A 12,677-nucleotide genomic window follows, 5' to 3' on the forward strand; every position below is an offset into this window, starting at 1 on the left:
CGGGGTTTTGTTTTTTAGGCTTTTTAGACAGCCTCTTTTCGAATAATTAATTTAGAGTTTAGTTTAGAATGTGTATTTCAAACCAAGACTTAAATTAGAACCTAACTTATATGATTGTACTGTTACATCTTGTGTTTTGTTTTCCTGTTTTCTTTCGATTGAAGGATTAAGTAAGTTCTTAGCGTTTAAACTAATTCCAAAATTTTCATTGAAGTTAAATTTGAAAGCAAAGTCTAACATATTAAATGCTTTATCTACTAAGTTTCCACTTTGTTCTGTTCCCAGCGCATAGATCTTATCCGAGAAGTAAGCGTAAGATAGAGTAGCGATTAAGCTCTTTTCTTTCCACTCTTTGATATAGGATAAATCTGCGTTTATCAATAGATCTGAAGCTCCTGTAAAAGATGAGTTTTCTTCTGTGAAGCTTGTCGAAAGTGGGTTTTCATCTGCCACTTTTTTATTGTCTAATTCTTGGTAAGTCTTCATCCAAGACGCATTAAGACCTCCAGTAATTTTGTTTGTTTCAGCATCGTCAAATGAGATTAAGTTTTTTCTAACTTCAACTTCTAACCCCACTGCATATCCATAGTCACCTGTGTTGACATAAGAAATGTCATTAGATGCAGAAGCTATAGTAACCTCGTTAATTGGATTTTGGATGTATTTTCCAAAAACTGTTGCTGAGTAAACTTCATCATTTGTTGGAAACATTTCCCATTTCAAATCTAAGTTGTAGTCATCAGAAGCGTAAACGAATGGGTTACCCGTTTTCGTTTCTGTAATATCTTCATATAAGAATAGAGCTCTTTCTTTAAATTGTGGTAAAGTATATGTCTTTGAAGCTGCTAATCTCAAGTTTTGAATATCTGTTAGCTCATATTTTAAAGATAAGCTTGGTAAGAAAGCATTTTTAGTCAACTCGTTTTCACTACCAACATTGTCTAATTGCGTTTGCCATTTTACATTCTGAGTGATTGTTTCAAATCTCGTTCCAACAACCCCAGATAAACGATCACTCAATTGATATTCAACATTGATGAAACCTGAATGTATATCAAGATCTCCTGTATAAGTTTGTGGTTTTAACGCATCTTTTGTTTCAGCTCCACCTCTAAACGTATACGTTCTAAAGTACCCTTTTTCAAAATTATCTTGGTTAAAGAAACTGTCTAATGCTAATGGGTTAATGTTTTTGTTATGTGCATTTACGATTTGGAAGTTAAATTGTGTGGCTTCGAAATCTCTCTTTTTATTGCGGAAGTTGTATCCCACAGTCATTTTTCCTTTGTAAAGGTTCTCACTGTTTTTTGCAAAACTGTAATCTAAAGCTACGTTAGCTGCAAATTCATTCTCTGTTAGATCTTCGAAATAACGGTGATTGTCTGATCTCGAGTTTGTAGAGAAGGCATATGAATCACTCCCATTATTGTTTAGCGTATATTGTTGTCTATCTGGGGTTTGAGCAGAAACGCTGTTGAATGCCGTTCCCCATCTAAACTTAAGTTGCTCATTGATTTCGTGATCACCCAAAAGTTGATTGACAAATAAGCGATCTTGTCTATAGGTACCTCTTGATATTAGTGTTTCAGCTCCTAATTCTTCTGAAGTAGTATCTCTTATATACCCGTTATACTGCTCGTTTTTCTCTTTTGAGTCATTGATAAATAAGAAGTTGTATTTAATATTGTGCTTTGGGTTGATACTGTAATCAGCATTAAACATTGCTGTTGTATTTGTACTGTACTCATAAACTTTTCTGTTCAATTTTTTAGTGTAATTATCTTGTGCTTGAACTGAGCCAGAAAGACCTTCATGGAATCCAAAATTATTTCCAAAAGAAACAGTTGCAAATAGATCCAATGAAGATTCTTCACCGAAGAAAAATGATTTACCACCATTGACGTTTATGCTTGTTCCTATCGGAACTCTCTTTTCGGATTGAGTTGAATTATTGAAAGAGAAAGAACTCAAAGGGTTGTTTGGAATCTTGGTATTTGAAAAACCAAATGAGTTTCTATCAGCGATAGAATAAAATGTACTTTCTCCTATGGCGTTTGTATTGACATTCGACCCGATACCTATTTCGAGAAAATCATTCCCGTGGTGTTTTTTTGATATGATGTCGATATTTGCACCAGCAACATCTCCATATTGTTTTACGCTATAAGCCTTGTCTATTGATATGTACTCAACAATATCAGTTGAGAAAATATTTAAGTCAATATTCTTTTTCTCTGGATCGTTTGACGCCAAAGGCAGTCCATTTAACGATGTACTATTATATCGATCTCCAAGTCCTCTTACGAAGATTGTACCTGACCCCTCTTGTTTAGATATTCCTGTTGTTTTTGTTACAGCAGTCGCAACATCACTTACTCCTTTTCTCGATAATTCTTGAGATCCGATGTGTTGTTTGATTTCTGCTGCTTTTTGTTGGTCAAGTAATAGAGCTGATTCCCTACTTTTTGAGCGTGTAGCTTCTACGACTACTCCTTCAAGTTGAATACTTTCCTCCTCTAAACTCATGTTTACTTTAAGGGGTTTGTCTTCAATAACTTGAATGGTCTTTTCCGCAGTTTTATACCCTAAGTATTGGTATACAAGTGTGTAATTTCCTGGTTTTAAATTGAATTCGTACTTTCCGTTAATATCAGTATTTGTACCGATTGTTTGGTCTTTAATACTAACTGTTGCAAAAGCAAGTGGTTCTTGAGTTGTTTGGTGACTCACTACACCATTTACTTTGACTGATTGTGCTTGGACAGCACAGGTAGTTGCAACTAATGCAACCAGATTTAATAATTTCATAAAAATTCAGTTGTGTTTTGACGCAAATAACTTAACTGAATGTGAAGTGAGTGTTAAGGCAACATTATCAAATCGTTATGTCATTGTTATTAAATGGTTAAGTTATTAAAAAATCGTAAACTAAATTTTTTGTATTTTAGAATATTCTATCTTTGAGCCCTATAAACACACAACATTATGATGAAAAACGAGGATATTACTATTTTAATCGCAGATGACGAGTTCCAAAATATTGAACCCTTAGTTTACAATTTGAAAAAGGAGGGTTTCAACTTAGTTACTGCCTTGAATGGTGTAGAAGCTGTAGCAAAAGCAAAGCAATATCGACCTGATTTAATTATTCTTGATGTCATGATGCCTGAGATGGATGGGATTATGGCATGTCAAGAGATACGCACTTTAGAGGGCTTTGAGGAAACAGTAATTGTATTCTTAACAGCACGTGAGGAGGATTTCTCTCAAATAGCAGGATTTGCTGCAGGTGCAGATGACTATTTAACTAAACCTATCCGTCAGAAGGTTATTGTTAGTAAAATACAATCTTTGTTAAGACGAGTGAAAATCGATGAGATTATCGATGAGAATGTCGTTAAGATTGGCTATTTCCTTGTGAACAAGAATACGTACAAGGCTTATTATAAAGGGGAGGAGTTAGTCCTTCCGAGAAAAGAGTTTGAACTACTTTTTTTACTATCATCTAAACCCGGTTATGTATTTACACGTGAGGAAATACTGGAGTCTATATGGGGTATGGATGTGATTGTGGGTGGGCGTACTATTGATGTACACATTCGAAAATTGCGTGAGAAATTAGGTGAAGACTACTTTAAAACTATTAAAGGAGTGGGATATAAGTTTGAAAATGTAGAATATTAATATTTTTAAACATAGCGTATTAATGTCTGTAAAGTTCAAGAAGACTTATAAATTTGCTCTGAAGGCATCACTGTATATCATGTTGTATGGTTTTGTTTTAGTCATGCCTTTAGTTATTTATTTTACAACTGTTTCATGGTGGCTGTATATCATCCACAGTATCCTGGTTTTCTTTATCTCTTTCTTTATTATTCAGTACAGAGTTGAGCACTTTATCTATCGCAGAGTGAAAAAAATCTACGACAATGTGTCTTTATTAGAGCATACTGAATTGCGATCTAAAGCTGTCACTACTGATATGCAAACGCTAACTGAGGAAATAGAGAAGTTTGCTACAAACAAGAAGATTGAGATCGAATCTCTTCAAGTGAGAGAAGAGTATCGCCGTGATTATTTAGGGAATATCTCTCACGAATTGAAAACTCCTTTATATACCATCCAAAGTTATTTAGAAACTCTTCAAGATGGTGCTATAGACGATCTTGATATCCGCGATCAATACCTCGAGCGCGCGATGCAAGGAGTGGATCGTCTAACCTTTATCATAAAGGATTTAGATATGATATCTAAATTAGAAACAGGTGCTTTGCATTTAGAAGTTGGTGTATTTGACATTGTAGCTTGTATCCAAGAAGTGTTTTATTTTCTTGAGTACAAGGCAAAACAGCGACATATCACTTTAATGTTTGATATGAGTTACGATATGCCAATCTATGTGAAGGGCGATCGCGATCGCATTAGTCAGGTATTGACTAATTTGGTGAGTAACTCAATTAAATACGGAAAAGACAAGGGAACTACTGAAGTGAGTATTGAAGATTTAGTTCAAAATAAAATGATTATTCGCGTAACAGATAATGGCGAAGGAATCAAGAAGGAGCACATACCAAGGCTTTTTGAGCGTTTCTATCGAATAGACAAAACGGGATCAAGGCAAGTAGGGGGCTCTGGATTGGGCTTGTCTATTGTCAAGCATATCGTAGAAGCACACGAAGAGCATATCTATGTCGAAAGCAGTTATGGATATGGATCGGAGTTTTCATTTACTTTAGAAAAGGCTCCTTTAGACGCTTATGCAGATCCTTTAGCGACAGATTAGTTTGATCAAAATAGCATAGAATGTTTTTCTTTAAGTTTAAATAATTATTTTTGCTCAAAATTTTTCTAAATAAAATAAATAGTGGGAAGTAAAAATAAGTTAAAGCGATTTAGAGAGAACGAAACATTTGGTAACGTTTTCCAGCCTACAAGGGAAGATATGATTGAAAATTTGCCACAAAAAGGCAAATGGGCAAAAGAAGTATTTCAAAATGACAATCCGATTGTTTTGGAATTAGGATGTGGAAAGGGTGAATATACAGTTGAGTTAGCTAAGCGTTTCCCTGAGAAAAACTTCATTGGCATTGACATTAAAGGAGCTCGATTTTGGCGTGGAGCAAAGACTGCTGTAGAGTCTGGAATGACTAATGTTGCATTCTTACGCACGCAAATAGAGTTGATTGAATATGCTTTCGCACAAGGAGAAGTTAGTGAAATTTGGATTACTTTCCCTGATCCACAGATAAAATATAAACGCACTAAACACCGTCTTACCAACTCTGAGTTTCTGAAGAGATATAAGAATATCCTTACAGCGGATGGTATTATGAATCTTAAGACGGATAGCGAGTTTATGCATGGATATACTTTAGGACTTCTTCACGGAGAAGGTCATGAGGTATTGTATGCAAATCACCATATTTATAAAAATGAAGGTGCTCCAGCAGTGGTTACTGAAATTCAAACATTTTACGAGTCACAATATTTAGAGGAAAATAAACCTATTACTTACATTCAATTTAGAATAAAATAGAATGGAAGTAGAAGGAATAATATTACTATTATATGGTTTTATGGCAGCAGTCCTTGGAGTTTCTCTCCCAGGACTGTTGAACATGACTGCTGTAAAGATTTCGCAGGAATATGGGTACAACGATGCCTTTAAATATATCTGCGGGGCTTTGAGTGTAATATTTATTCAGACTTTTATCGCTATATTTTTCTCTCGATTGATTGAATCGAGTCCTGCTATTACGGAAGCTTTACACGAGATTGGACTGGCAATTTTTTCAGTATTGACGATCTACTTTTTTTTCTTTGCTAAGCGCAAAGAAAAAAGAAAACACCAAGGAGACATTCCCAAAAGACAAACTCCGTTTCTACAGGGAATCCTGTTGGCCTCTATCAATGTTTTTTCTATTCCTTTCTATGTCTTTTTGAGTATAACATTAGCCACGTACGATTACCATATCTTTGATCAAATCTACACTATACTATTTTCGTTAGGAGTAGTGATGGGATCGGCTTTGATGTTTTATATGTATATCTACTTCTTTAAGAAGATTACCAGGGAAGATGCTTTTATCCTAAAGAACATCAATTACATTATAGGTAGTATTACTGCGATTATTAGTTTAATTACGGTTTATAAGTTATTGCGTTAAAGATGAAGGAACAGAATTTTTTTGAACGCGTCTATGCCGTAGTTAGGCAAATACCTCATGGTAGAGTAACTACATATGGTGCTATCGCCAGGGCTATCGGTGCAGCTCGATCTGCACGTATGGTTGGTTATGCGATGAATGCCTCGCATGATGACGATACAGTTCCTGCTCATCGCGTAGTTAATCGCAATGGACTACTTACAGGCAAATTTCACTTCGATGGAACGAATCTAATGCAACAGTTATTGGAGAGTGAAGGAGTGGAAGTTGTTGATAATAAAGTAGTCAATTTTAAAGAACTCCTTTGGGAACCTACCGTGTACGAAGGAGAATAAATAGTTTTAAAAATTCCCCTTTTTCTACAGAGGCATATTATTCTCTTGTTGTTTAGATGCCAATAGCTCATATTTTGTATTAGTTTGTTTACATCAAATTTTGAAAGTAAAATGATTGCTATTTTTTTCTAGATATCTTTTTTATACTTATTGTAAGTCTATTAGGATTCTTCTTTTACTATTCATTCGATTTAAGCCTTCGGATTATCGCTTCTGCATATTTATTGGCAACTTACCTATCGCTTTGTAGCGACATACAAAGACATTGCTTGGGGTTTTCTTGCACCTTTCTTCGACAAAAAGGCCCTCTAGGCAAGTAAACCCCTAGAAAAGTGCAAGAAAACCCCAAGGAAGTGCAAGCCACCCCCTCTTATAAAGTATGCTAATCTGCTTTTTAAAATTCATCAACCTCCTCATTGATTTTGGTAATTTTGTCATTAGATAAGATAGAATTAACTTTAGTTAGTGCTTAAATATCTGTATCTTAAAGTCTTCATATTGATAGTATTTTTTCTTTTCTATTATCGAGTTCAAGGTTTTTTATATTTTTTCACTTCTTTAAGCTGTAGAACTCTTGTTTAGTAATACGATTGAGATTGTAATGCTTTAAGTTGTTGATTATTAAGAGTATATGCCTTTTAGTGTTTTGATTGGTTAGAAATTATATCGGTCTTGAAGATAGTTTGGGGTGTTGTTGAATAGATTAAAGAAACTAAAGATATTGAGGATGAGTTATTGCATTTTAATGTGTAATTTTAGAAGTCAAAAATAGTTATGAAAAGCTTTTTGTTTTTAGTGTTATCTTTTTTTAAGGTGGTGACTACTTGTTAATCAAGTGGTTATAGGTGTTTCTCCTATATTAAGAAAGACCTTTTCGGGTCTTGGGAATTTGTGTATTCGAAGGTATATGGTATAGATGGGAATATGGTAAGTGAAGTGGGAGATGAAAGCCCTAATCACTGTAAGTTGTTGGTTATAACTTTTGGTGAAGAAAGCATAGAGTATTTTAAGTATAATGGTATAGACAAAGAAGGAAAGTGAATAGTATTGATCAAAAAAGTAAAGTACGATTTGAGAGATAACTGTATTTATACACTTGACGGTGAAGGGGATTTAGTTTTGGGAGATATGGTGGTAATTAAAGAATTATCTACGGATACGCTTTCTTTTTATAGAAGGTTAGCGAATCCAGTTGTCAATAATGGAATAGTGCTTCAAGGCGTAGAGTTGCAGTTGAAAAAGGTGAAATTGACAAATGCAGAATATGTGATAAAGCATGGTCTGTAAGCCCACGCTGTCGATCTTAGTAGATTATAATATATCTGTACATGATGTGGTAGGCACAGCTTCTTTGTGTCTAATTTCTAATTCTTTAATTAATTTAATACAGTGGGAAGTTAAGGCTGAAGACTGTTCTTTCTTCTCGTCTGTGGTACGTTAGATACCCATTGTGCATCTCTACAATATTCTTAGAGAGCGGTAGTCCGATACCAGCACCTTCTTCGCGAGTGGTGTAAAAAGGTATAAATATTTTGTGTTGAATTTCCTCGGCAATCCCACTACCTGAATCTGTAAAGTCGATGTAGATACGATTATTCTTTTCGTATAGATCTACCGTTATTTGCTTGGTAGGTTGCTTGAGTACAGCGTAAATTGCGTTGGTTAACAAGTTGATAAATACTTGTTCTATCTGTTGTTTATCTACGTTTAATAGGACATTGTCAGCCAGGTTTACTTTTACAGAAATACCGCTTTTTTTAAACAGTGGTTGCAAAGTTTCGATACTATTATTTAATAGAGATTTTAGATTTGTAATCTGTTTTTTTGGACTTGGCAACATAGTCAATCTCCTGTAATTATCAATAAAGTGCTTTAAGTGGTCTGTTCTATTGACAATCGTTTGTACACTAATTTTGATATCTTCTAAGTCTTCCGAGGTAAGCTCTGTATTATCGTTTAAGATTTGTTGTGTATTATGTGCAAGCGAGTGAATAGGAGTTAGTGAATTCATGATTTCATGAGAAATAATTTTCATTAAGTTTTCCCAGGTATCCTTTTCTTTTTTGTCTAAAACATTTTGTATCGAGTCTAATAGGACAATAAAGTATTCTTGGTCATGACTTACTGTTTTTGAAGTTTGTAGCATGAACGTCTGTTTATTTTCATTCTCTATTTGGAGGTCAATAGACCCTTTCGATTCTTTGAACCCAAGTTGGGTAATATGATTGGTCAATGAAGGTAGTAATCGGTTGAGATTGTACCATGTCTTTACTTTTGGGATGTCAAATAGTTCAGAGAAATAATTGTTGACAAGGAAAAGCTCCCACGTATCTACCTTTCTTTCAAAGATGATAATTCCTGTTTCTAAGCTGTTTAATATGTTGAGGTAAACGAGTTCTTTAACCTCATTTTTCATTTGGTCATTTTGCAATTTGTGATAGAGCTTTTGCAGATTGTCAAAAGTGTCGTTTTTTTGAGGTTTGGAAGTCTTTAAGCTATAGTCTTCATAGAGCATAGCAAGGACGACCCTGTCTATGGTATTGTAGTACTTTTTCTGAAAGTAGTAAAACTCAACAAATAGCATGATAATTACGAAGCTAATCAATACAAGGGAGTAGTTAAGTTTCTGTTCAAAGACAACTACTGCTAAAAGCCCGAGTAACAATATGGTGAAAATGCGTAAAAATGCTTTGATGTGGAATGACATAGCTAAAGTAACTTTAATTTTTAATATTGTATTTTTCTAATCGTCTATAAAGTGCAGCTCTTGACAAACCAAGTTCTTCTGCCGTTTGGGATATATTTCCCTCGTGTTTTTCAAGGCATTTGACGATAGAAATACGCTCCATATCTTGTAGGGTATTTTCTTCTTGATTTTGGGGTATGACCATTGTTAAAGAAATACCGAAATCGCTTATTGCCAAATCATTTTCTTCAGATAAGATCATCGCTCGTTCAATTCGGTTTTGCATTTCCCGAATATTACCCTTCCAATCGTACTGTTCAAGTGTTTCAAGGACATCTGTTTTGATATTGGGAATCGCGCGGTCGTATTTGTTTGCATACTGTTCCAGAAAGAAATTGACAAGGGGAATGATATCTTCTTTGCGTTCGCGCAATGGAGGTAGATTCAAAACAACCGTATTGATTCGATAGTATAAGTCTTCTCTGAAGAGTTTGTTTTGTACTTCTTGTTCTAAGTCAGTATTCGTAGCTGTAATGATGCGTATATCCACTGCTCTCTGTTTAGATTCTCCCAGTCGAATCACACTTTTTGATTGGATCACTTGAAGTAATTTTGCTTGCAAGTGAAGGGGAACATTGCCAATTTCATCCAAAAAGATTGTACCGCCATTGGCCGCTTCGAATCGACCTTCTGTATCCTGTTTAGCATCTGTAAAAGCGCCTTTAGCATAACCAAACAATTCACTTTCAAATAAATTCTCATTGAGTGAGCCTAAGTCAACGTGAATAAATGGCTTATCACGACGTGTAGAATTGTCGTGGATGTGTTTGGCAAGGACATATTTTCCCGTACCATTCTCTCCTAAGATTAAAGCATTAACATCTGTTTTGGCTACTCTATTTGCCATATTGTACACCTTTTCAATCGAAGGTGCTTGACCGACAAACACATTGTCTTTTTCTGGTAAGGCTAAGGCCATTGCTTTTTTCTTGCGAGTTTGTTTGATTGCTACTTTGATGGTTTCTACTAAAGTTTCATTGCTCCAAGGCTTTAGTATATAGTCAATAGCCCCAAGCTTGATGCCCTCCACTGCAGTTTCAACATTTCCATAGGAAGTCATCAGTATAATTTGCGTTTTCGGAGAGATGCGCTTTATTTCTTTAAACCAAAATATACCCTCTTTTCCGTCTTCAAATCCAACTCTAAAATTCATGTCCAAAAGGATAACGTCCACTTCTTCTGTTGAGATGTATTCGATAGCCTTTTTTGGGTTCGTATTCGTATTTACTGTTTCGAAATGACGTTTTAAAAGCATTTTTGCAGCTATTAGAATCTCAGTGTTGTCATCGAGAATTAAAATATTAGCAATTGTTTTTTTCATAGTTAGTGGACGGTTTTACAAAATCGAACATTAAGGTGTTCATTATCGAACAGTCTGCTTTAGGTTCCATCTTGCAAGTTGTTGAATAATATGTTGTTAGCAATTCTTTATTAATTGGTATAGTTTTCCTTTTAAATACTTGAAAAAGAAAGACATGGATAGAGCATTGCCTCGTAAAAATAGAAAAAAAGTTAAAGTAATTGCAATTGTTGTAGCAATATTACTTTTAACTTTCGCTACTTATAAAACTTTCTTTCAAAATATCGCTTTGAATGTTGAGAGAAAAGAAGTTCGCATACGTGCGGTTGAGGAAGGTTTTTTTGAGGATTATATTTCCTTTCAGGGACAGGTTGAGCCTCTGCACTCCATGTTGATAAATATAGTTGAGGGAGGTGCTATTCAAGAGTTATTCATTGAGAATGGTGCGTTTGTAAAACAAGGAGACCCCTTAGTGAGATTGTATAATCCAAGTACGGAGTACAACTTTATGTCGCAGGAAAATGCGTTAATTGAGCAAATGAATAATCTGAATGTCAGTAAGATGAATATACGAAATCAAGAGATTAACTTGACAAAAGATCTTATTAGTGTTCAACATGATTATAAGGAGGCAGAGTTAATGTATGAGTTGAACAAAAAACTATATGATCAAGAGGTATTGTCGAAAAGTGATTGGGAACGCACAAAGGAATCTTTTCGTTATCAACAAGAGCGCAAGGCCTTAATCGAAGAAAGTATTAGCAAAGAAAAGCAGACAAGTGCTGTTCAGCTTACTCAGATAGAGCAATCTATGGTTGTCATGCAGAAGAGTCTTGTAAAGTTAAGAGAAAACAAAGAAAATTTCTTATTGACAGCTCCTATATCGGGTCGATTGTCATCTTTTGATGTAATTTTAGGAAAAACCTATGCTGCAGGTGAGAGCATTGGAAAGATAGACGTTATGAAGGGGTATAAATTAGTAGCACAGGTTGATGAGTTTTATCTTGAACGCATTCAGGTAGGTCAGAAAGGTCAAATCGATATGAAGGGACAATTGTTAGGGGTTGAGGTAAAGAAGATTATTCCGGAGGTAAAAAAGGGAAGGTTCGAAGTACAATTGGAGTTCTTAACAGATAAAGAATTGAAGCTTCAGGAAGGAAGCACCTTTGGTGTAAAATTATTCCTATCTGGAAAAGAGAAAAGACTTTTATTGGCAAAGGGTAATTTTTACCAAGAGACATTAGGAGAATGGGTTTATGTCGTAAAGAACAATAGAGCTGAACGAAGAAAAATAGAAATAGGTAGAGAAAATCCAGCCTATTATGAGATAGTATCGGGGTTACAGCCAGGGGAAGAAGTGATAATATCGAGTTATAAAGATTATTTGAGAGTTGAATATTTAAATATTAAAAATTGAGATTATGGTAATACAGATTAAAGATATGTCTCGTGTGTTTCAAACAGAAGAGGTAGAGACAACAGCCCTTAATAAAGTGAATCTTGAGGTGAGAAAAGGAGAGTTTATCTCTGTAATGGGACCTTCAGGTTGTGGAAAGTCAACGTTGCTTAATATCATCGGATTACTTGATAGTGTAACAGGAGGTAGCTATCTCTTGTTAGACAAAGAAATGGTTGGACTAACTGAAGGACAGCGTTCACAAGTAAGAAAAGAGAATATTGGTTTTATCTTTCAGAACTTTAACTTGATAGATGAGTTATCAGTGTACGATAATATAGAGCTGCCTTTACTTTATAATAAAGTGGGGAGCAGTGAGCGCAAAAAGCGTGTAATGGAAATTGCAGAACGCTTAAATATTGTACACCGATTGAAACATTATCCTCAACAATTGTCAGGTGGTCAACAGCAGCGTGTTGCGGTAGGACGTGCTTTGGTTACAAATCCCAAGATTGTTTTAGCCGATGAGCCAACTGGAAATTTAGACAGTAAAAATGGGGGAGAAGTTATGGAGTTGTTAACTGAACTTCATCAACAGGGAGCGACTATAATTATGGTGACTCACTCTAACCATGATGCATCTTATTCAGAGCGTACTATTTTGATGAAAGACGGTATGATCCTATCTGAAAAGATCAATACAAAGATTGTTGATGTTTTTGCAGAATAAATT

The 12,677-nt window shown here is 35.0% G+C and carries 11 protein-coding genes; 8 read left to right on the forward strand and 3 right to left on the reverse strand.

The genetic code is table 11. From position 1 onward, the window contains the following. Positions 1–63: 63 nt before the first annotated feature. Positions 64–2,808: a TonB-dependent receptor gene (locus GJV76_RS11020; RefSeq protein WP_155092674.1), complete on the reverse strand. Its 2,745-nt coding sequence runs from the start codon at positions 2,806–2,808 to the stop codon at positions 64–66. Positions 2,809–2,988: 180 nt separating this feature from the next. Between GJV76_RS11020 and GJV76_RS11025 the strand changes: the two genes are divergently transcribed. The 6 genes from GJV76_RS11025 to GJV76_RS11050 all read left to right on the forward strand — a co-directional run bounded on the left by GJV76_RS11025 (position 2,989) and on the right by GJV76_RS11050 (position 7,789). Then, positions 2,989–3,684, forward strand: coding sequence for a response regulator transcription factor (locus tag GJV76_RS11025; RefSeq protein WP_155092701.1), 696 nt, complete (start codon positions 2,989–2,991; stop codon positions 3,682–3,684). A 22-nt stretch (positions 3,685–3,706) separates the two neighbouring features. Then, on the forward strand, positions 3,707–4,783 hold the full coding sequence (locus tag GJV76_RS11030; RefSeq protein WP_155092675.1) for a sensor histidine kinase: 1,077 nt from the start codon (positions 3,707–3,709) through the stop codon (positions 4,781–4,783). 81 nt (positions 4,784–4,864) lie between these two features. Further along, positions 4,865–5,536 carry a tRNA (guanosine(46)-N7)-methyltransferase TrmB gene (trmB, locus tag GJV76_RS11035; RefSeq protein WP_160339746.1) on the forward strand — a complete coding sequence of 224 codons (672 nt, stop codon included), beginning with the start codon at positions 4,865–4,867 and terminating at the stop codon, positions 5,534–5,536. Position 5,537: 1 nt separating this feature from the next. Beyond that, a complete protein-coding gene (locus tag GJV76_RS11040; protein WP_155092676.1) occupies positions 5,538–6,167 on the forward strand; it encodes a LysE family translocator in 630 nt (209 codons plus the stop codon). 2 nt (positions 6,168–6,169) lie between these two features. Beyond that, positions 6,170–6,502, forward strand: a complete 333-nt coding sequence (locus GJV76_RS11045) for an MGMT family protein (protein WP_155092677.1) — start codon at positions 6,170–6,172, stop codon at positions 6,500–6,502. A 1,047-nt stretch (positions 6,503–7,549) separates the two neighbouring features. After that, a complete protein-coding gene (locus tag GJV76_RS11050; RefSeq protein WP_196216224.1) occupies positions 7,550–7,789 on the forward strand; it encodes a hypothetical protein in 240 nt (79 codons plus the stop codon). Positions 7,790–7,883: 94 nt separating this feature from the next. On the opposite strand, the gene GJV76_RS11055 is transcribed toward GJV76_RS11050, so the two are convergent. Both GJV76_RS11055 and GJV76_RS11060 read right to left on the reverse strand, forming a co-directional pair. Further along, the gene (locus GJV76_RS11055) at positions 7,884–9,209 is read right to left on the reverse strand and encodes a sensor histidine kinase (protein WP_155092679.1); all 1,326 of its coding nucleotides are present in this window, start codon (positions 9,207–9,209) and stop codon (positions 7,884–7,886) included. A gap of 13 nt (positions 9,210–9,222) precedes the next feature. Next, positions 9,223–10,569, reverse strand: coding sequence for a sigma-54-dependent transcriptional regulator (locus GJV76_RS11060; protein ID WP_155092680.1), 1,347 nt, complete (start codon positions 10,567–10,569; stop codon positions 9,223–9,225). A gap of 139 nt (positions 10,570–10,708) precedes the next feature. On the opposite strand from GJV76_RS11060, the gene GJV76_RS11065 reads away from it, so the two are divergent. Continuing rightward, complete coding sequence (locus tag GJV76_RS11065; RefSeq protein ID WP_230381539.1) at positions 10,709–11,965, forward strand: efflux RND transporter periplasmic adaptor subunit; 1,257 nt, start codon at positions 10,709–10,711, stop codon at positions 11,963–11,965. A 25-nt stretch (positions 11,966–11,990) separates the two neighbouring features. Continuing rightward, positions 11,991–12,674 carry an ABC transporter ATP-binding protein gene (locus GJV76_RS11070; protein WP_196216225.1) on the forward strand — a complete coding sequence of 228 codons (684 nt, stop codon included), beginning with the start codon at positions 11,991–11,993 and terminating at the stop codon, positions 12,672–12,674. Positions 12,675–12,677: the final 3 nt, after the last annotated feature.

Source organism: Myroides albus, from assembly GCF_009711045.1.
GTDB lineage: Bacteria > Bacteroidota > Bacteroidia > Flavobacteriales > Flavobacteriaceae > Flavobacterium > Flavobacterium album_A.